The sequence below is a fragment of the Bacillus sp. FJAT-26390 genome, assembly GCF_001682865.1.
In the GTDB taxonomy this organism is placed as follows: domain Bacteria; phylum Bacillota; class Bacilli; order Paenibacillales; family Paenibacillaceae; genus Pristimantibacillus.
The window spans coordinates 317,517-337,263 of sequence record NZ_MAQX01000033.1 but is presented as its reverse complement, the minus strand read 5'-3'; the positions used below and the strand labels follow the sequence as shown (position 1 = coordinate 337,263).

At 50.2% G+C, this 19,747-nt stretch carries 15 protein-coding genes; 9 read left to right on the top strand and 6 right to left on the bottom strand.

What is annotated here, in order from left to right; genetic code table 11:
- The first annotated feature begins 41 nt into the window (after positions 1 to 41).
- Positions 42 to 368: a hypothetical protein gene (locus A7975_RS25750; protein ID WP_065387026.1), complete on the top strand. Its 327-nt coding sequence runs from the start codon at positions 42 to 44 to the stop codon at positions 366 to 368.
- A gap of 346 nt (positions 369 to 714) precedes the next feature.
- On the opposite strand, the gene A7975_RS33325 is transcribed toward A7975_RS25750, so the two are convergent.
- Positions 715 to 846, bottom strand: a complete 132-nt coding sequence (locus A7975_RS33325) for a DUF4023 family protein (protein WP_082198461.1) — start codon at positions 844 to 846, stop codon at positions 715 to 717.
- A 263-nt stretch (positions 847 to 1,109) separates the two neighbouring features.
- Between A7975_RS33325 and A7975_RS25745 the strand changes: the two genes are divergently transcribed.
- Both A7975_RS25745 and A7975_RS25740 read left to right on the top strand, forming a co-directional pair.
- On the top strand, positions 1,110 to 1,784 hold the full coding sequence (locus A7975_RS25745) for a hypothetical protein (protein ID WP_065387025.1): 675 nt from the start codon (positions 1,110 to 1,112) through the stop codon (positions 1,782 to 1,784).
- A 152-nt stretch (positions 1,785 to 1,936) separates the two neighbouring features.
- Entirely contained in the window at positions 1,937 to 2,167 is a 231-nt protein-coding gene (locus tag A7975_RS25740; RefSeq protein ID WP_053373644.1) for a cold-shock protein, read from the top strand.
- An 86-nt stretch (positions 2,168 to 2,253) separates the two neighbouring features.
- On the opposite strand, the gene A7975_RS25735 is transcribed toward A7975_RS25740, so the two are convergent.
- Positions 2,254 to 3,882 carry a response regulator gene (locus A7975_RS25735; protein ID WP_065387024.1) on the bottom strand — a complete coding sequence of 543 codons (1,629 nt, stop codon included), beginning with the start codon at positions 3,880 to 3,882 and terminating at the stop codon, positions 2,254 to 2,256.
- On the bottom strand, positions 3,879 to 5,735 hold the full coding sequence (locus tag A7975_RS25730) for a sensor histidine kinase (RefSeq protein WP_065387023.1): 1,857 nt from the start codon (positions 5,733 to 5,735) through the stop codon (positions 3,879 to 3,881). The genes A7975_RS25735 and A7975_RS25730 overlap by 4 nt, the downstream gene beginning before the upstream one ends.
- Before the next feature lie 187 nt (positions 5,736 to 5,922).
- Between A7975_RS25730 and A7975_RS25725 the strand changes: the two genes are divergently transcribed.
- The 3 genes from A7975_RS25725 (at position 5,923) to A7975_RS25715 (ending at position 9,111) form a co-directional block, all read left to right on the top strand.
- The gene (locus tag A7975_RS25725; protein ID WP_053373647.1) at positions 5,923 to 6,810 is read left to right on the top strand and encodes a carbohydrate ABC transporter permease; all 888 of its coding nucleotides are present in this window, start codon (positions 5,923 to 5,925) and stop codon (positions 6,808 to 6,810) included.
- Positions 6,811 to 7,644, top strand: coding sequence for a carbohydrate ABC transporter permease (locus tag A7975_RS25720; protein WP_053373648.1), 834 nt, complete (start codon positions 6,811 to 6,813; stop codon positions 7,642 to 7,644). It abuts the gene before it with no gap.
- 150 nt (positions 7,645 to 7,794) lie between these two features.
- Positions 7,795 to 9,111, top strand: a complete 1,317-nt coding sequence (locus tag A7975_RS25715) for an ABC transporter substrate-binding protein (protein ID WP_065387022.1) — start codon at positions 7,795 to 7,797, stop codon at positions 9,109 to 9,111.
- An 84-nt stretch (positions 9,112 to 9,195) separates the two neighbouring features.
- Here the strand turns inward: A7975_RS25715 and A7975_RS25710 are convergent, their stop codons facing one another.
- Positions 9,196 to 10,476: a glycoside hydrolase family 125 protein gene (locus tag A7975_RS25710; protein WP_065387021.1), complete on the bottom strand. Its 1,281-nt coding sequence runs from the start codon at positions 10,474 to 10,476 to the stop codon at positions 9,196 to 9,198.
- A 16-nt stretch (positions 10,477 to 10,492) separates the two neighbouring features.
- On the bottom strand, positions 10,493 to 13,240 hold the full coding sequence (locus A7975_RS25705) for an alpha-mannosidase (RefSeq protein ID WP_141680420.1): 2,748 nt from the start codon (positions 13,238 to 13,240) through the stop codon (positions 10,493 to 10,495).
- A gap of 390 nt (positions 13,241 to 13,630) precedes the next feature.
- On the opposite strand from A7975_RS25705, the gene A7975_RS25700 reads away from it, so the two are divergent.
- The 3 genes from A7975_RS25700 to A7975_RS25690 all read left to right on the top strand — a co-directional run bounded on the left by A7975_RS25700 (position 13,631) and on the right by A7975_RS25690 (position 17,203).
- Positions 13,631 to 14,545, top strand: coding sequence for an ABC transporter permease (locus A7975_RS25700; RefSeq protein WP_442950649.1), 915 nt, complete (start codon positions 13,631 to 13,633; stop codon positions 14,543 to 14,545).
- 19 nt (positions 14,546 to 14,564) lie between these two features.
- Positions 14,565 to 15,476: a carbohydrate ABC transporter permease gene (locus A7975_RS25695; protein ID WP_053373652.1), complete on the top strand. Its 912-nt coding sequence runs from the start codon at positions 14,565 to 14,567 to the stop codon at positions 15,474 to 15,476.
- A gap of 119 nt (positions 15,477 to 15,595) precedes the next feature.
- Positions 15,596 to 17,203, top strand: a complete 1,608-nt coding sequence (locus tag A7975_RS25690; RefSeq protein WP_065387020.1) for an extracellular solute-binding protein — start codon at positions 15,596 to 15,598, stop codon at positions 17,201 to 17,203.
- Between the two features lie 92 nt (positions 17,204 to 17,295).
- Here A7975_RS25690 and A7975_RS25685 read toward each other — a convergent pair whose 3' ends face one another.
- Positions 17,296 to 19,641, bottom strand: coding sequence for a helix-turn-helix domain-containing protein (locus A7975_RS25685; protein WP_369688961.1), 2,346 nt, complete (start codon positions 19,639 to 19,641; stop codon positions 17,296 to 17,298).
- Between the last annotated feature and the right edge of the window lie 106 nt (positions 19,642 to 19,747).

Sequence of the window (19,747 nt, the reverse complement as noted above, 5' to 3'; positions counted from 1 at the left end):
CGAAGTAAGTTTGCATTCGCAAACTTTTAAGGAGGATTGAGATGAAACAAACGTTTCTTGTTAAGCATGCGGTGGGCGGGCGGATGTTTATTGATTCGAATAAGCAGGATGTTCCGTATACGCTCGTTCCGCAGGGGAATGGCTGGAGGTTCACGGTCAATTTGCCATGGAGTGCGGAGATCGAGGAGCTGCTGGCGCATAAGGAAGAGCTGAACGTGTTTGTTTTTAAGGAATATGATGATCAGCCTACGCTAAAAACCTGGTATTACGTCAAAGACGGTCCGATCGAATACGACGCAGCAGAGAGCAGCCTGACGATTGTAGCGGATTCGCGCATTGAATATTACCCGCATGAATATTCCGTTTAAATAGTCTAGGGAAACCTATGTTGGAGAAGGCGGCTAGGATTCAGTTGTAGTTTTAGAGGATCTAGGCCCAACAGAATCCTTCTGCACCTTCAAAGCATTGGCTACGTTGCAGTTAATACAACAGGACCCCTCGCTCCTTGCTAACTTTCTGGCTAGGATGTAGTTAGTGCAGCAGAATCACCTGTTTGCACGCTAATTCCCGCCTTGGTTGCTATTTCTGCTGCAAAGCTGCAACGTAGCTGCACTGCGTTCCATTCCATATGAAACAGACCCTTAGCAGTGAGGCTGCTAGGGTCTGTTTTTGTTTCGTCGCCAAGCAGCGTCATTAGACGTTAATGATCTGCTCTTACTTATTCGTGCTGTGCTGCTTGTTGGCAAGTCTCTCGGCAGGGTTGCCGTTTCCGTTCCGTCTTTTATTCAGCTCCGCCTTGTGCTGCGTAGCTTTAAATTTTGCGACGAATTCGCTTGTGCTTTCCAAATTGAACATCCTCCTCGTCTTTTCATGGTTTTACAACTCCATTCATTAGAATATCCAACATTCAGGAAATCAGGCGCTTAGGCCGTATTTTTGTAAAATAGAGATTGAAAGCTGGGCTTGTCCTCCCTTATGATAGCGATATGTGCCCGCTCTAGCGAGCGCAGCAAAGCCGCAAAACGAGCATATGTTTCAGTCATTTCCACTCCGCAGACAAAGTATTACCAAGTAATACTCATCATCCGATCAAGCGAAGCGAGGTACTTATGTTTAGAGTAATAGCGCGGGCGTATATACAAGAAGGCTTTGAAGAGGAAGCGATTGAAGCGGCGAAGCAAGGGTCTGCGGTGCATCAGCTCATCGAGCAAGGCGAGATTATGACGGTGGGCTGCTTCAAGTGGGAGCGCAATGTGTTTGTCTACTGCGAATGCGTGGATCGGTTGATCGAGCCGGAAGAGCTGCTGCCGGAAATGGACTCTTTTCTTGCGGATTGGCCGGGACAGGCGACAGCGCGCAAGTGGGTTCCGATGATCGACGTTTTTCATTTTAATGAACCGGCGAGCTATGAGCATTGGCTGCGCAAAGAGCATGTGGAGAGGCGAGTTGGCAGAGTGGCGCATTTAAAACCGGAAATGGCGGCAAGCTATATTTATTATCATTACCAGCTTCAGGAGGAACGGGCATTCCTTGGGCCAAAATACGAAATCATCGCCATGCACGAAAATTTGCTGTTCGGTTATCAGGAATTTCCGGCAGTAGTGGAGGAGCCTGTGCTGCCCGGCAAATTAAATACAGCCGGTACGCCCGCCCATTGGCCGGACTCCAGAATGGACTTGCATTTCCAGCCTTGGGAGGACGGACATCTGTATTTCAAGCCCGCAGAGCAGTTATTTGCTTATTACAGCGATTTTCCAAAAAAAAGGCACAAAACGATAGGCTGAGATTTGCCTTTATTGGACGAAATATGGTACAATGAAATCAATTGCAAGTTTGAAGCAAATATTCACAATACACTGCTGTTTATAAATGATAACTGCCCCTTACTCATAAGTTCGAGGCAGTTTTTCCTTTTTTAGCGCGAAGGGGGCTGACCATGTACAATCGTAAAAAACCGCTTGAAGAGATTCCGGAAGAAAACACGAAGGTATGGACATGCGAGACGGAAGGGTGCAACAGTTGGATGCGCGATAACTTTGCGTTTGATCACGTTCCTACTTGTTTGATCTGCCATGAACCAATGGTCAGCGGCGAAAAAATGCTGCCCGCGCTCAATAACTCCAATAGTGATATGAAGACGCTCAAGAAGGGCACACCGATCATGTAGGTGGCTCTTCCCGCAGAAAGAAGCCAAGCTTCGCACGAATGGCAACAGCCGTTCATGCCGAGCTTGGCTTTTTTTCTGTTCGCAGCTTACTCTTGATCGCCGCTGTAATGGTGCTTGCGGTAATCGTTGGGCGAGCAGTTCGTCCGTTTCTTAAATACGCGGCTAAAATATTTCTCGTCCTGGAAGCCGACCAGCTCGGCGACCTGCGAAATTTTTAATTGCCCGTTCGCAAGCAGCTCCTTGGCGCGCTTCACGCGAACCTCCGCAATAAAGTCGGACAGGTTTTCGTTTGTCTCCTGCTTGAATTTGCGCGAAATATATTCCCTGCTTAGAAAAAAACGTTCCGATATATCCTGCAGCGTAATATCCTCATGCGGATGCTGCTCAATATATTTGGCTATGTCCGCGATGACGCTGCGTTCCTTGTCATGCTCCGACATTCGTTTCGCTGCTTCGTAAGCTTCGGTAAGTAACGATTGCTTCCACTGCTCATAATCAAAAAAGCCGCTGGAATCAACAGGGATTGCGGTATGCTCCGCAGCTCGGCTTTCATGATCGGCGCCAGCGTCTCCGTGTTCGTTGTTGTATTCCCAAATGGACTTGGCGACCTCGAATTGCTGCCGCCAAAGAATAAGCTGCTCCAGCGAAATATAACCGCCAAGGTCAAGCCGGTCAAACCAAGGCTGCAAGGCACGGCGAATTTGCTCTTTATTGCCGCTTTGCACCGCAAAGCGCACCCTTTCCTCATGCTCGCTGAACAGCAGCAGCGTGTTTTTGGGGCTGGAACCTGCTGCCGCGAACGGATGGCAGTACGAATCGCGGACAAGCAAATTTCGCCGCAGCAGCGCTTGTTTCGCTTGGTTGTAGGCGGCAGCCGCCGCTTCCGGGAAGGGGGCAGCTTGCCCTAGTCCGACATGGAAACGCGTCTTCAGCGCTAAGAAAAACGCATCGTTCATGTCCGCAATCAGCTCCGGCGCCCGCTCGGCGTCTCCCCAGAATAGAAGCAGCAGCTCATGCTCCTGACCCCAGTGGCGTAGGGCAAAGCCGATCTCCTTCTCCCTCAGAAATTCATTGCAAATATTCGTCATCGAGAACAGCAGCAAATCCATTCCTGAAGCGAACTTCTCTCTGACAGCAGGTGAGGTAAGCTCCAGCCTGACTACAGCCATGCGCGCCCGGGTAATGGGTGCCGTAATGCCAAGCTCCTGCCTCATCGTATCGGCAAAGCCGGGATAGGAGCCCGGCTTGCTGATCAGCGCCGAGAAATATTGCTCCAAGTACATCGGCTTAAGCTGGTTGAGCTCGATATTCATGCTGCGCTTGCGGTTGCGCTCCTGCTCCTCCGTCGTCCAGCAGCTCACTGCCTTCGTTAGTGCGCCGACGAGCTGCTCCGCATCAATCGGCTTCAAAATATAATCGACCCCGCCGAACTTTACCGCATGGCGAACGAAGCTAAAGTCGTCATGCCCGCTGATAACGATGATTTTGCTTGCGGGGGCATGCTCGGCTGCCCATTGCAGCAGCTCGGTGCCATCCATGTTCGGCATCATCATATCGGTAAAAATAATTTCCGGCTTCTCCGAGCGAATGAGACTGGTAGCCGCTAGTCCATCCTGCGCTTCGAGCAGCGTATCAATGCCAAAGTCCTTCCATGGCACAAGAAGGCGAATCGCTTCCCTTACATGCTTCTCGTCGTCAATGATTAAAGCCTTCATCCTTCATTCTCCTTCGCCAGCGGAATATGAATCGTAACGGAAAAGCCGTGCGGCTGCACATGGCGCAGCTCCATTGCGGCAGTTGCATCAAAGTGCAGCCGCAGCCTCGAGAGGACGTTATGCAGGCCGATGCCGCCCTCGTCCTGTTCACTTTCCTTCGCGCCGCCGAGCGGTGGCGCCATTTGCATTTGTGCAAGCACCTCTTGCAGACGCTCCTCCGATAGTCCGCTGCCGTTATCCTGCACCTCGATAGTAAGCCGTTGTCCACCCTCATCCAAAAAGCTGCAAATGATCAGCTCGGAGGGCTCCTCTGACGATTGGACAAAGCCATGCTTGAAGAAGTTTTCGAGCAGCGGCTGCAAAATCATTTTCGGAACGAGGATACCCTTTGTCTGCTCGTCAATGTGAAGCTGGATATGCAAGGCTGTATCGAAACGCTGCTTCTGCAAATCCAGATATGCCTGTACGTAATCCAGCTCGCGCCTGAGCTCCACGACGGCGTCCATCGTGTTCATGTTGTAGCGCATCATTTTGCCAAGGGACGTAATGAGCGAGTAGGCTTTGGTGTCGCCGTGCTGCAGCGAAACGGTTCCGATCGACTGCAGCGCATTATACAAAAAGTGCGGATTCACCTGAGCTTGAAGCGCTTTCAGCTCATTGGTCTTATTGGCGATTTCAAGCCGGTATTCGGTCAAAATCAAGTTGTTGATCGTCTGCATCATCGACCGGAAACGTCTGGCGAGCAAGCCGATTTCATCATTGCTGTGAATGTCGATCGACACGTTCAAATTGCCCGTTTCAATTTTGTTTACATACCCGATCAAACGAAGCAGCGGCTTCGTAAACCGGATGGAAATGAACAGCGTAGCCAGCACCACGATCGCGAGAAAAGCGATTCCGACTGCGGTGTTAATGCGGGCGACTCGATCGGCGGCGCTGTAAAGATGCTTGTAGGGAGTCTGTTTAATTAAATACCAGTCCATATAAGGCGTCTTAATCCGATCATAAAAAATCATGCCGTCGAACGCTTCCGCCTTCCATTCAAAATGTCCGCTGTCCAGGCCCGAGTCTGCAACGGTCGCGAACCAGCTTTGCTGCGATTTTGCACCGATCTCGTTTGCATTCGTGGATAACACGATGTTGCCTTTGGCGTCAGCGATATAAAAGCTTTCCTCCCCGCCGTCATAGAGCTGGCGGTTCAAATCAGCAAGCACCTGCAGCCGCACATCGATGGACAGCTCAGCGAGCAGATCCTCGCTGGGCGCTAGAAAGATGGGCCGGTGCAGCGTGAACACCATCTCCTCGGTCGCCGCCGATTTGAGATCAACGAGCCCGTAGTTATGGCTCTGATGCGTGGGCTCAATGTACGCTTTCTTCGCGGTTTGCGGGATGGCGGCTTCATTTTGGCCCACCTTAATGTCGTCATTCCAGAGCAGATAGGTCGCATTTTGGTTCACGACGTAAAGCCGTACTTTATGAAATTCGCTTACGCTTTGATAAATGTTGTACAGATGGTCCTTCAGCAAATTACGGTTGCGAATGACATCGGTAATGTCGTTTGGGAACACCTCGTCCTCCATGCTGTGCTCCAAAATGTAGTACAAGGAGCGAGGCACGTTCATCGCGTTATACACGGCAAGCGACTTCTGGTTAATGTTGTTCATGTAGTTCATAATGTTGGTTTTGCCAAGCGATAGCAGCCGATAGTTTTTGGCGATGGCATCCTCTTTGATCGATTTTGTTGTCGCATTATAGGAAATGATCATCGAGGTCGCAATCGGCAAAATCGTTGCTGCAAGCAGCAGAAGCATGAGCTTTTTCCGAATCGTATTAAACGGCTTCACTGTATTCATGGCCACCATCCGCCCACTTTCTGGTCATGTTGCTCTTGCATACACAGTAACCGATCATGCAACGGATGGTCAATATAGTCCACCTACCTTATCATGATCCTCTGTGGTTTGGCAGGGGGCTCGGTTTTATACTGTGATTAGCAAGCAGAATGAATCCGGCACAGGGAAGAGAAGGGGGACGAGAGCAATGTCCAAACGAATCAAGTGGAACGAATGGGTACAGCAAACCGTGTTTGTTGGCCCGGGACTGATAGCATTTATACTGATTGTACTCGCACCGTTCATGATGGGCTTTTACTACACGTTCACGGAATGGAATGGGATGGACCTTGGCAACGCCAAATGGGTAGGCATGAAAAATATTATAAAAATTTTCAGCGACGATGAACGGTTTTGGAATGCTTTTTGGTTCACGACCAAATTTACGGCAGCCGCAGTCGTTGTCACGAACGTTACGGCATTTTTGCTGTCGCTATTGCTGACGCGCAACTTGAAGAGTCGCAATTTTTTGCGGACGGTGTTTTTTCTGCCCAACGTAATCGGGGGGTTGCTGCTCGGCTACATCTGGTATTTCATTTTTGTTCGGGGTTTTCGGGCAATTGGAGAAGCGACGGACATTGGCTTTTTTAACCTGCAGTGGCTGGGTACGCCGAATACGGCCTTTTGGGGAATCGTAATCGTGTTTGTATGGCAAACGGCTGGCTACATGATGATTATCTATATCGCGGCGATGATCAGCGTGCCGAAGGATTTGATCGAGGCTGCCAAAATCGACGGGGCAGGGGCGTGGCAGCTGCTGCGTTCGGTAACGGTACCGCTGATCATGCCGGCGATTACGATCTGCTTGTTCCTGACGACATCCAACTCGTTCAAAATGTTCGATCTTAACCTGTCGCTTACCGCAGGCGGTCCCGGCAACGCGACGGAGTCGATCGCGCTTAACGTATACCGCGAAGGCTTGGTTAACAACCGCTACGGGCTTGGAACGGCGAAGGCGATGATCTTCTTCTTCGGCGTTGCGCTCATTACGGTGACGCAGGTATGGATCACGAAGAAGAAGGAGGTGGAGGCCTAAATGGAAAACAGACAGCGTTATACGCCTCTTATTTTGCTGCTGGAGCTTGTCGGCATCGCGGTGGCACTCGTTTTTCTGGCGCCATTCTACTTTCTGCTCGTCAACTCGTTCAAGGAGCTCAAATATATTTTGCTCAATGCGGCCTCACTGCCTGAGAAGCTGGGGCTGGATAATTTTAAGCGGGCCTGGGTGGCTATTGATTTTCCAACGGTATTTCTCAACTCGTTCATGGTGACCTCGATCAGCGTAGTGATGCTCGTTGTGATCAGCTCGATGATGGCTTACCGCTTGGTGCGCCGTCCGACGGCCTTTAATAAGCTGCTGCTGACGGTGCTTATCGCCGCCATGATCATTCCGTTCCAATCGGTTATGCTGCCGCTTATGCGCATTACTTCATTGTTCGAGCTTCGCGGCCATCTGTATGGTATCGTTATTTGCTACATGGGCTTTGGCATTTCGTTATCCATGTTTCTGTATCACGGCTTTATCAAGTCGGTTCCGCTTGAGGTGGAAGAGGCGGCGGTAGTGGACGGATGCTCTCCTTACGGGGTGTTCTGGCGAATCGTATTCCCGCTGCTCAAGCCGATTACGGTGACGGTCATTATTTTGAACGTGCTGTGGATTTGGAACGACTACTTGCTGCCGGTGCTGGTCATTAACGATAATTTGACGACGATTCCGCTCGCGGTACAGAAGTTTTTTGGACAGTATTTGCGCAAATGGGATCTCGCCATGGCGGCGCTCACGCTGAGCACGATTCCGATCATCTTGTTTTTCTTATTTTTGCAAAAGCATATCATTGAAGGCATTACAGCCGGTTCGGTAAAAGGTTAAACTTATATAACTTGAATATATGGAAGTTATCAACATATTACACCTACAAGTACAATATATTCGGTGTTGTGCCATGTTGTTGCACAATTATAATGACGATGTAAGCGTTACAAAATAGGATTATATATAAAATTTGCGGGAGGTCATAAGATGAAAAAGATTTCTTTACTTATGCTAGCTGCTATTATGCTCATCGTTCTGGCAAGCGGCTGCGGAAGCAGCAACAACAATGGCGCAGCGGCTACCAATGCTCCAAAGGAAACGGCCGACAACGGCAAGACAGACCCTACGGAAGCGCCGAAGAAGGACGTTACGATTAAAGTATTTCAATTCAAGGTAGAGATCGCCGATGCGCTTGCAAAAATGGCGGCGGAGTACGAGAAGGAAACGGGCGTTAAGGTTGAAATCGAGACGCATGGCGGCGGCGAGGATTACAGCGCATTGCTCAAAGCAGAGCTTGCGGCTGGCGAAGAGCCGGAAATCTTTAACTCCAGCGGCTGGGCGGGCTTCGAGCCTTATGTGGATCGTGCGGCGGATCTGACGGGCGAGGCTTGGGCAAAGGATTTGGTAGAAGCATCGAAAGCGCAAATTACGCGTGACGGCAAGCTGCTGGGCATGCCGATGAACCTTGAGGCATATGGCTTCACGTATAATAAGGATCTTTTCGCGAAGGCGGGCATTACGGAGCTTCCGCAGACGCTTGAGGAGCTTGAAGCAGCAGCCAAAAAGCTGAAGGATGCGGGCATCATTCCATTCGCGCTTACCTCCGAGTGGTGGTCGATGGGTATTCATACGCTCAACATTGCATTCGCGAACCAAGCTGATCCGGCTGCGTTTATCGAGGATGTAAAAGCAGGGAAAGTGAAATTGAAGGATGATCCGATCATGAAGCAGTGGATCCGCCTAGTGGACATTATGTTCGCTAACGGCCAAGATAACGCTTTGACGACGGATTACAATACGCAGGTTGCGGAATTCGCAGCCGGCAAATACGCCATGATTCAGCACGGCAACTGGATTCAAGGCATGATCGACGAGATCGACCCGGCGCTTAACCTAGGAATGATGGCGGTGCCGCTTCAAGGCAAACCTAATGTATTCACAGGCGTGCCGAACAACTGGATCGTCAACAGCAAATCCGATCAAGTGGAAGAAGCGAAAGCGTTCCTGAACTGGATGGTTACATCGGAAACAGGCAAAAAATTCATCTCCACCGACTTTAAATTCGTGCCGGCATTGTCCTCGATCGAGCCGAATCCGGAAGCGGTAGGCAAAATCGGCGGCGATTTCGCTACCTTCGCGAACGCGAACCCTGAACAAGTGAAAAGCTGGAACTGGGATCGCTTCCCGGATGGCATCACGCAGCAATGGGGCGCGGCGATGCAGGAGTATCTTGGCAAGCAAATTACGAGCGACCAGCTGCTTGAGAAATTCGACAAAGCGGTGCAGGATATTGTGAAGAAATAAGGCTTTATGCAAGAAGGGGATGCCCACAAGGTCAATGACCTCGTGGGCATCCCCTATTTAATGAGAGAATGAACCCGTTTACGATTACACGATGCCTTTATCCATCGCTTTGCAAATCAACATGGCGAACAGGCTGTTGGACCATGCAAACCATTCACGGGAGAAAACCGTTGGATCATCGGCATGGAAGCCCTCGTGCATAAAGCCGGTATCGGCATCGGTTGCGATAAGCATATCGATAAGCTCTTTGATTTCCTCATCATTGTCAGCCGTTAAAGCCTGCATAGATAGCGCCATATGCCACACATGTCCGGCAGGCGTATGTGGGCTGCCTATGCCCCTCGCAAACTTGCCTTCAAAGTAGAAAGGATTTTCACTGCTAAGTGCAAACCGCCGCGTATTTTGATAAATAGGATCATCCACAGGCGCATATCCGAAATAAGGGATAGACAATAGCCCTGGCGTACCCGCATCATCCATCAGGCAGTAATTGCCGTAGCCGTCGGTTTCATAGGCATAGATTTTGCCGAAAACCGGATGATTAACGATGCCGTATGCGCGAATGCCGAAGTCGATCTCCTGGCGCAGCTTCTCCGCTCTTCCTGCTAGCTCCTTGTCCCCGTACACTTGCTCTGCAATGTCCCGAATATAGCCAAGAATAACGACGGCGAACATATTGGAAGGAATGTTGTAGCCGAATAGGCAAGCATCATCGCTTGGACGGAAGCCCGACCACGACATGCCCGTGTAGTTGACAGGCAAGCCTAACCCGTCATTTTGCAGCGTTTCGGTTTCTTTGAAGCCCGGGCGCACGAAGCGGTAAGGTGACCTTTCCTCATGGCGCTGCTCGGTTTTGATCACATTTACAATCGAATTTAGCGCTTGATAGCAGGCGTCGTCGAAAATATCGCTTTTGCCCGTTTCCCGCCAGTACATGTAGGCGAGCTGCGTCGGGAAGCACAAGGAATCGAGCTCGTATTTGCGCTCCCACATCCATGCGGTCATGTCGGATTGATCGCCGGCGTTATAATGCTTGCCGCTTGCCGTTTCGTTAAACGCGTTCGTATACGGATCGATATTAATGTAGAACATCTGGCGCCGAATGACGCCGCTGATGATGCGCTGCAGCTCAGCGTCCTCTTTGACGTAGGGGATATAATGGCGGACCTGCTCCGTGGAATCGCGCAGCCACATCGCCGGAATGTCGCCTGTAATGACAAAAGTAGTGCCGTCGTCCATCAGCTTGATGGTCGTTTCCAGCGTATTCGGAAAGGTGTTTTTGAATAGCTTTTGCAGCTTGGGATGATGCGCGAGGCGGTGATCCGCTTCAGCTAATACGTTTGTAATGGAATCTGGTAGTTTCATGATGTAAACCTCCTGCTTAGTTTAATTTAAGGGCATAGGTCATAATTTTTGCTGTTCCAACCGTTTCACGTACCTGTCCGTCCTGAATGCTCGCGGCCGCTTGGCGTCGTTCCAAAATATCGCTTTGATAAATGCGGTCTGTATCAAAGTTAGCCTGAAAAGCAAGCTCCTGCGGCTCCCCGGCAACGTTATACCAACGAACGATTACGTCTCCGCTAGGCTGCGACACTTTGAAGGCGGACAATGCGAACCCTTTGCCTTCCCATTTCAGAGGCGCATAGGTCGTTGGCAGCGAGCCTTGTTGATTATCGGTTTGCAAATGGAACCAAGGCGCTTGGAATTGGTAAGCTTGGGCGAAAGCTTCAGACGTTATGGCATCTCCGGCATGCGGGTAGATAGCGAACTCTACCGTTTGCTCGCCTAGGCACTGCGCTTCCGGCGTCGGAAATACGCCCCAGTCGCCAAGCTCGGAGACTGCGCGAAGAAGCGTTACGGCAATCGTATGGGATTCGCCGCGCAGCACCTCGTATTCGTTCAACCCTTTATTGGCGATAGTTAAGCCGTACTCCCCATCTGACACACTGGCAAATGCCTGCTGATGCTGCGCATTGCTTGGATTTGTCCACTCCTTGGCAGGCGTCGTATCCCGCGAGGCAACCTCGAAGATAGAGTCAGCCAAATGGCGGTCAGCTTTCAGCCCTGTCGGGAACAGCGCGCGAAGGCGATGATCCTTGGCTTGGTTATTAAAGGAGGCTTGCACTTGCAGCCCTTTGCCGGATTGTTCAAGGCTGACGCGCGTTACAATGCGCAGCGGCACCCGATCCTCCACCCGTTGTGCTTTGCGGTCACGGAAACGGACCATTTTACGCTTTTCTTCGGTGAAGGTATCGTCTGCACGCGCAGGGACAGTCCATTCATGAACGATTTCGTATGTGATCCGGTAGGCTTCATTCTCGACCATCGTTATCGTTGCCGGAATGCCTTTTGTTGTTAGAGGCTGTTCACCCTCAGGCTGCCTAAATACATATTCATTGCCAAGGTCGCCGCAATTCTCATAGACGCCAAGCCCTTCGAACGTTTTCCCGGTTTCTTTATCGGTTAGGTTTATGGATCCGTCCGCCTGGAAGCGAACGGCGATAAATTGGTTTTCCATGCCATTTGGGCTAGCGCTCAGCGAATTAGCGGGCGTTAGCGTGGAGGCAGCGGACGACGGTGCCCAAGCATAGGTTTTGAAGCCAAGCGCCGGAACCCGGCTTGCTTCAAAGGTCAGCCGAATTTTACGCGCCATGTAGGGCTGGCGGAATTTATCCTTCGGCAGCTCATAACCAAAATGAACGCCCAAATCCTCAGCCTTGGCAGCAATCGCGCGGCCCTCATCATCAAGCAGCACTCCGCGCTCGATATCCAGCGGAAGCTTCTCCAGACGCTCGGCAATCGCAGCCGGGTTAGGCCCTTCCTTGAAATAAGCTTTGGCCACGATCAGCTCCACGCTCACCGTACCGCTGCGTTCCCAGCCTGTCATGTTGAAAATCGTGACCGGCACGTCTTCCTTCGCCCATGCTGAAGCTCCGCTCGTATCGATCTGCCCCGCGATCGCGCTTAGGCTCTCCGTAATGATCGATTCCGCCGTATGCCGGCTCTTATCGAAACGGGTAACCATTTCCTGATGCACCTCGTCCACGCTGCAGCCGCAAATGCTGTCATGAGGATGATTTTGCATGAGTGTCTTCCATGCATAGGTCAACAGCTGATGCGGGTAAGCTTGGCCCGCGACCAAATGAGCAAGCGCTGCGAGAGGCTCAGCGCCTTTCTCCAGCAGCGTCTGCCCGCGCTGATTCAGCTGCTTCAAATAAACCCGTGCCGAAGCCGTATTGACGAGCGTGCTCCATCCATCGGTATGCTGACTGCGCAGCTCACCTTTGACCGTGGTCAAATTCGCGGGAAGCTGGCCTTTTAGCGCCTCCAAGTATTGCTCGAAGCTGGAATGGACAAAGTTTATGTCAGGAAACAGCTCGCGTGCCGTGCGGATTCCCTCTGATAAATTCGTTTGGACAGGCTGATGGTCGCAGCCGTTCATAAATAGAAGCTCCGGCGTAGACGCATATTTACCGGCATCGGCAAGCCTTTTGGCCCAGTAAGCTTTCGCTTCGTCCGGATCGGTCGGAACCTCCATGCCGTTGTTGTACCAATTGGCGAAGAGCAGCCCCAGTACGGTCGAGCCGTCAGGAGAGGACCAGTGCATCTCCGAGAAAGGCGATTCGTAGCTTGAGCCCTCCGATTCCCCCACCATATTATCGAAGCCGGTTGGTTTTACGCCGCGTCCGAATACGGCGGTATCGATATCGGCTTGCTTCAGCATTTGCGGCGCTTGCCCCATATTGCCAAAGGAGTCGGGAAAATAACCGAGCTTGGAAATGACGCCGTAATGAGCCGCGTCTTGATGTCCGATCAATAGGTTGCGGACATTCGCCTCGGAGCTCGTCAGAAATTCATCCTGCAGCACATACCAAGGACCTATGATAATGCGGCCCTCGCGAATATATTTCTCCAGCGCTTCTCTTTTCTCGGGATGGATTTGAAGATAGTCTTCCATAATGATCGTCTGCCCGTCCAGATGAAAGCTGCGAAATTCGTCGTCCTCTTCCAAAGTGCGAAGCAAATCGTTCATTAGCTCAGTGAGCAGCGTATGGTGGTATTCGTAAGGCATATACCATTCTCTGTCCCAATGGGTATGGGAGATAAGATGGGCGGTTTTGTTTGTCACGGTCAAAAAGCCTCCTGAATTGAATTAGGTTTGTATGCGCATTCGTAAGAAAGGTTCACACATTTATCTGCAAAGCACAATATGTATCACTTGCACCATATTTACATAGAGCATATCCAACACATTAGCAGCATGATGGGCAGCGGAAGAATGACAGCAATCATCATGAAAACGCTGTAAAACCTTACGGTTACAGCCTTTTGGAATGACAATGCAGATCATACATATTTACCGGGCTAGGCAATAATGTCTACAATTTGGAATGTAAGCGTTAGTCAATTGCAATGCCGACAATCGGCGATGTGATAGCTGAAACTAACAAAATAGAGAGAGGAGGATTCGAGAGAGATGAAAGGAAACGAACAGCAAGCGCTCCCTTTAAACACAAAAATGCGCGGGAACAAATCGCTCGGCAAAAAGATGCTGCAAAACTGGGAGCTCTACTTATTCATGACTCCTGTCATGCTGTACTTTCTTATTTTTCACTACGGACCGATGTACGGCATCCAGATTGCTTTTAAAAACTTCATACCGACAAAAGGCATTATGGGAAGCCCATGGGTAGGCTTCGAGCATTTCGAGAGATTCTTTAATTCCTATTATTTCTGGGATCTATTATGGAATACGTTCAGCATCAGCCTATATGAGCTAGCCATCGGATTTCCGCTGCCGATTATATTGGCACTTGCTTTTAACGAAATTAAAAACGGCTATTTTAAGAAAACGGTGCAAACGGTTACTTATGCTCCGCATTTTATTTCAGTCGTGGTTATGGCCGGGATGATCATTACTTTCCTGTCGCCATCGTCAGGGATGCTTGTAAAGCTAATCGAGCTGCTCGGCATGGAGCCGGCAGCCTATCTTACGGATCCTAAATGGTTTAAGACGGTGTACGTCTTGTCAGGCGTGTGGCAAAGCGCGGGCTGGGGGACGATTATTTACCTAGCGGCATTGTCAGGCGTAGATCCGCAGCTGCATGAGGCTGCTATCGTCGATGGCGCGAGCAGGTTCAAGCGTGTGCTGCACATTAACCTGCCAACGATTGTGCCGACCATTACGATCCTATTGATTTTGAACATGGGCAACATCCTGGGCGTAGGTTTCGAGAAAATTTTGCTGCTGCAAAATCCGCTCAATATGGGGTCATCCGACGTTATTTCTACATTCGTATACCGTTCCGGGCTAGTGGATGCGCAGTATAGCTTCTCTACGGCAGTTGGCTTGTTCAATTCAGTAGTGAATGCCCTCTTGCTCATTATGGTTAATAAAATTGCAAAACGCACAAGCGAGACAAGCCTTTGGTAGGAAGGAGGAACAGAAACGTATGGTTACAGCTGTAAAAGAATCAAAGGGCGATAAGCTGTTTCTGATGATGAACTATATTTATTTGCTGCTTGCACTAGTCGTTGTGCTGTATCCGGTGCTTTATATGGTCAGCGCTTCGATAAGCGATCCCAAGCTCGTAAATTCGGGCGAAATGTGGCTGTTTCCGAAGGGCATTACTTGGGAAGGGTACAAGCTGGTATTCGATAACGCGAAAATATGGAATGGGTATCTAAATACGATTATTTATACGGTTCTTGGAACCTTGCTTAATCTAGTCGTTACGCTGCCTGCCGCCTACGCGCTGAGCAGAACCGATTTCATCGGCCGCAAGCTGTTTATGGGCATCATTCTGGTTACGATGTTCTTTAGCGGGGGGCTTGTGCCAAGCTACCTGTTAATTAAGAACCTAGGTCTTATCAACAGCATGGGTGCGCTTATTTTGCCGGTTGCTGCCTCTGTATGGAATATTATCGTGGCGCGGACCTTCTTCCAGTCTACGATTCCGAAGGAGCTGCAGGAGGCTGCGCATATGGACGGATGCACGAACATGAAGCTGTTCGTCCGGATCATTTTGCCGCTATCGTCTCCGATTATTGCCGTTATGGCTCTGTTTTATGGAGTCGGGCATTGGAATAGCTATTTTTCGGCTTTGATTTACTTGAATGACGAGGCGAAATATCCGCTTCAGATGATCCTGCGCCAAATTCTCGTGCTTCAGGAGATGACGGCAGAGACAACCGGAGCCGCGGTTAGCGGAGAGGTAGCGATGGCGATGAACTCCAAGGCGGACGCCGCTTCTTTGGTCAAATATGCGGTCATCATCGTATCGACGCTACCGATTATTGCGGTATATCCATTCCTGCAGCGTTACTTCGTGCAAGGCGTAATGATTGGCTCTGTAAAAGGTTAGTTGCCCTATTCGGGGCCGCTAGGCAGCACTTTGTGAGATAATGGACGAGGGAAATTATTTCTTCGCTTATTATATAGCATGACCAAATACATTAGAGGGAAAAAAGGGAGGATTTAAGCATGCACAAATCAAGAAAAGCTTGGTCGCTGCTGCTGGCAGGAGTGATGACGGTTACATTGCTGGCTGGCTGCGGCTCGTCCGGCGACAAGGAAAAAGGAAACACGGCAGGAGCGGGAGCAGCCGAAAGCGTAAATAAAGAAGGTTTCCCGATCGTTAACGAGAGCATTACCTTATCGCTAATGGCGCCGGATATCGGCATTCAGAACTGGAAGGACATGCCGGTCATGTCGGAGATGGAGAAGCTGACGGGCATTAAATTCGAATATTTGAACGCGCCAAGAGACAGCTTCGATACGAAGAAAAACTTGGTGTTCGCAAGCGGCGACTATCCCGATGTATTTTTCGGCGCGAAGCTGACGCAAGCGGAGGAGCTTAACTACGGCGGACAAGGCATCCTTATTCCGCTCGAAGGCCTAATTGATGAATATGCGCCTAACGTGAAGAAGCTGCTTGAGGATTACCCGGATATCCGCAAATCGATCACAGCACCGGACGGACATATTTATTCGCTGCCGCGGATCGAGTTCAACCAGCCATGGTACCGCAACCCGCTTTGGTATAACGGCGATTTTCTGAAAGCGCTTGATATCAAGAAGCTTCCTGAAACGACGGAAGAATTGTACACCTATTTGAAGCGGGTCAAAGAAGAAGATCCGAACGGCAATGGCAAAAAGGACGAAATTCCGCTCGCTTCCTCCTCCAAGATGAGAGATCTGCGGACATGGATTCTCGGCGCGTTTGGCGCATATGAGGAAGAGATTTATGCCGATGAGAAGGATGTTGTTCACTATACGCCGATGGAAGAGCCGTACAAGGCATACCTCGAATATATGAATCGCCTTTGGAGCGAGGAATTGCTTGATCATGAGTCCTTCTCCCAAACGGACGACCAGAAGAAAGCAAAAGCGAAAAACAATCAAATCGGCTTGTTCTCGGATTGGCATGCATACTTTACGCATGGCGGCGAGCCAAACACAGATGATGTGATGTTCAGCCCAGTGAAGAGCGACATGGTACAAGCGCCTGCTATTGCGAAAAATAAAGGCTACGCTACCGGAGCATTCGCCATCTCGAGCAGCAATAAAGCGCCGGAAGCATCGATGCGTTGGGTCGATTATTTGTACTCCTATGATGGTGCGATGCTGTTCGACAAAGGCCCAGAAGGCACATTGTGGAAGTATACGGACAAAGCTTCTATGACGAAGGAATGGCTGCCTGTTCCGGGCGGCGGCGATCGCGAAGAGTTCCGCTCCACGCTGACGCCTAACTACGGCATTTCCGCGCCGATGGTGATTAGCGATGATCTTACGATTGGGCTGAAAACGGAATTTGATGAGTGGGTAACGAAGGAATCTAAGGAAAAGCTTCTGGATCGCGGCGCAAAAGTGCCATTCCCAGCGTTGTTCCTAACGGCGGAAGAGTCGGCTGAGGTAACGAAGCTGCGCTCGGACCTGAGCACTTACGTCATGCAAATGGAAGCAAAATTCATCACCGGCCAAGATTCGATCAGCGGCTGGGATAAATATGTGGACACGATCAAAAAAATGGGTGGACAACGGATAGCTGAGATTTACCAAACGGCATACGACCGCTGGAAAACGAGCTAATCTCCATCTAAATAAGCCAACTCTTAGCACCGAATCAGGTGCTTAAGAGTTGGCTTTGATTATGGGCATTATGGCGAAGATACGCTTAATAACTAAAGCGCGTTTTCCTTCGCGGACGTGGCTTCGGGCGCGTTAAGCTTGCGGTACTGCCCAGGTGTAAAGCCTGTTTCCTTCTTGAATTTGCGGATAAAGTTTGGCGTATCCAAATACCCGACACGTTCAATGATGTCTTTCAGCGGCGCATCGGTGGCCAGCAGCAAACGAATCACCTCATCCATGCGGCAGCGCGAAATATATTGGGAAAAGTTGAGCCCCGTTTTTTCTTTGAAGCTGCGGCTCAAATAGGAAGTCGAGATCGAGTACTTCAAGGCGATATGCTCCAGGCTGAGCGTATAGTCGGCATATTGCTGATCGACGTAGGCTACGATATCGTCCATCAAAGAATGCTGCTCGGTTTCGGTATTGCGCTCCACCTGCGCGCAAATTTGCTCAGCGAGCCCGTTCAGCTTCTGCTCGGTATCGTCCAGCGTGTCGAACGATGCCAAGGAAGAAATATGCTGGATGACGCTGTGCATGCCCATTTCAGAAGCTACACGCAGCATGGCATTCAGAAGATCGTAGCAGATGCAGCGCAGCAGCGGGACGGATAATGATTCATTTTTGATATCGGAAATTATGCTGCTGATCATTTGTCTGGCTACGGATTCATTTCCTTGCTTAAGACTTTGCTCCAGCTTGAGCAGCGACTTCTTGGAGATCCAGAAGGTCTCGGCATCCGGCGAGCTAAGCTCCGCCAAGTGCTCGAAATAGGTCACGTGGCCATTGCCGCCTGCCAATCGGAATTCCAGCGCGGTTGCCGCCTCGATAAAGGATTGGTTAAGCTCTGCCAGGTTCTCGTAAGCTGTGCCTACCCCTATGGATGGCATGAGCTGCGAGTTTTCGATGACCATGAGCTTTACGGTTTCCACGATTTGCTCGATCTGCTGCTGCAAGGCCGCAGTCTCTGACGGTACCAGGCTAACCATGAGCGCAAATTGCTCCGATGGAGAGAACTCAATGCCATAAACCTGTGCTTGAAGGTCGGGAAGCTCTAGCTCATGAAGCAATTCCTGCATCTGTTGGCGCTCGTGCCGGGCATTCTCGCCCGCATAGGAAGCGTTCCAAGCCAAAATAACGGAGAAATACAAGCCTTGCCCCTGCGGAAGCTCAAGCCCCGCGCCCAAGATCAACTGCTCAATCTCAGGATCGTCAGGCTTGCCGTGCTTAAGCAGAAGCAGCAAGCATTGGTTGCGCACATAAGGCTCCTGTATATCGATCCGGGCATTGTAATCGTGGATGGTCTGCTTAATCCAATCCCACTCATTGCTGATTTTGGCGGAATCCAAAGCGGTGCTTTTGCTTTTTAGCCTAGCGAACTCCATCAAATCCTTGATCGGATGGTATTGGCGCTTGGCAAGCAGCATGGCTGCGGCAATTCCCGTTAGGACGACGATGCTGAATACAAGCAGAATTAACGTTTGAATGTGAACGACACGGCTGAAAAATTGATGGCTCGGCATCGCGGTGACGTAAGTCCATCCATTCTCCTGCGAGAGCACGGCGACGACCGACTGCTTTTCGTTGTTCAGCGTCAGGTTGTGAATGCCGGGCTGCAATGCGGAGAGGACAGATAGCTCGTCCTGCGGCATGGTTGCCCCGTGATTGTTGGAAGTCAGCATTTTCCCGTCCTGGTCAAAAATATAGCTGCTTCCGGAAAACTCGTTAAGAATGGAATCCATGACCCCGGTCAGCTTGGACTCTTCCATCAGATAGACAACGGTTCCATAAGGAAACGGATCGTTAGGCATAATCGGCACGAGCAGGGTCAGCATCGACTCCTTGCGGTAGTTTACGTTAACTTGCTCGGCGGGACGCATGACAGGGTGGGTAGCCTCATTTAGATCGCGAAGCAGGTCCTCTTTGCTCCCATTTTTAAATTGATAGGTTTGGTTGAATACGACGTCCACATCGGTGAGGCCGCGCGAAGAGTAAATAGTAGAATCGTCATGGAAATATAGAAATAAATCTTCCAAAATGCTGCTGTTGGCTTTGTAGGTAGAAAGCTGCCGGATAGCCTCCCAGCCGTAATAAGGATGACGTACCATATAGGGCGTTAAATGCTCGTCGTAGGCGATTTTGCTGGCGATTTCCTGAAGCTCTCTCATCCGGTCGTCAATCGTCATTTTGACCTGATTCAATTGATTCACATTGGACTGTTCAATCTCGGAGCGGAGGCTATTGACTGCGTTTTCATATACAAATACAGTGACTCCGGTCAATGGAATAAGAAAGATGAGTATATAGGATAAGGCGTATTTTAGAAGCAGGCTTGACTTCATATGATTCCAATTTTTTTTGGCTCGTGACAACGAAGTTGACTTGTAAGTGAGCTTTGGCACGACTGTATTCGCCTCCAGTGCGTAGTTGAAATGAAAGAGCTTTCTTTATGCCTAGTCTTTCATTATGCAATAAATAGCGGATCAAGGAAAGCAAAGATCCATAAAC

Excerpts from the sequence above, each read along its gene's own strand:
- A7975_RS25750 (WP_065387026.1), top strand. The coding sequence starts at position 42 with ATGAAACAAACGTTTCTTGTTAAGCATGCGGTGGGCGGGCGGATGTTT.
- A7975_RS25745 (WP_065387025.1), top strand. The coding sequence starts at position 1,110 with ATGTTTAGAGTAATAGCGCGGGCGTATATACAAGAAGGCTTTGAAGAG.
- A7975_RS25740 (WP_053373644.1), top strand. The coding sequence starts at position 1,937 with ATGTACAATCGTAAAAAACCGCTTGAAGAGATTCCGGAAGAAAACACG.
- A7975_RS25735 (WP_065387024.1), bottom strand. The coding sequence starts at position 3,882 with ATGAAGGCTTTAATCATTGACGACGAGAAGCATGTAAGGGAAGCGATT.
- A7975_RS25730 (WP_065387023.1), bottom strand. The coding sequence starts at position 5,735 with ATGAATACAGTGAAGCCGTTTAATACGATTCGGAAAAAGCTCATGCTT.
- A7975_RS25725 (WP_053373647.1), top strand. The coding sequence starts at position 5,923 with ATGTCCAAACGAATCAAGTGGAACGAATGGGTACAGCAAACCGTGTTT.
- A7975_RS25720 (WP_053373648.1), top strand. The coding sequence starts at position 6,811 with ATGGAAAACAGACAGCGTTATACGCCTCTTATTTTGCTGCTGGAGCTT.
- A7975_RS25715 (WP_065387022.1), top strand. The coding sequence starts at position 7,795 with ATGAAAAAGATTTCTTTACTTATGCTAGCTGCTATTATGCTCATCGTT.
- A7975_RS25710 (WP_065387021.1), bottom strand. The coding sequence starts at position 10,476 with ATGAAACTACCAGATTCCATTACAAACGTATTAGCTGAAGCGGATCAC.
- A7975_RS25700 (WP_442950649.1), top strand. The coding sequence starts at position 13,631 with ATGCGCGGGAACAAATCGCTCGGCAAAAAGATGCTGCAAAACTGGGAG.
- A7975_RS25695 (WP_053373652.1), top strand. The coding sequence starts at position 14,565 with ATGGTTACAGCTGTAAAAGAATCAAAGGGCGATAAGCTGTTTCTGATG.
- A7975_RS25690 (WP_065387020.1), top strand. The coding sequence starts at position 15,596 with ATGCACAAATCAAGAAAAGCTTGGTCGCTGCTGCTGGCAGGAGTGATG.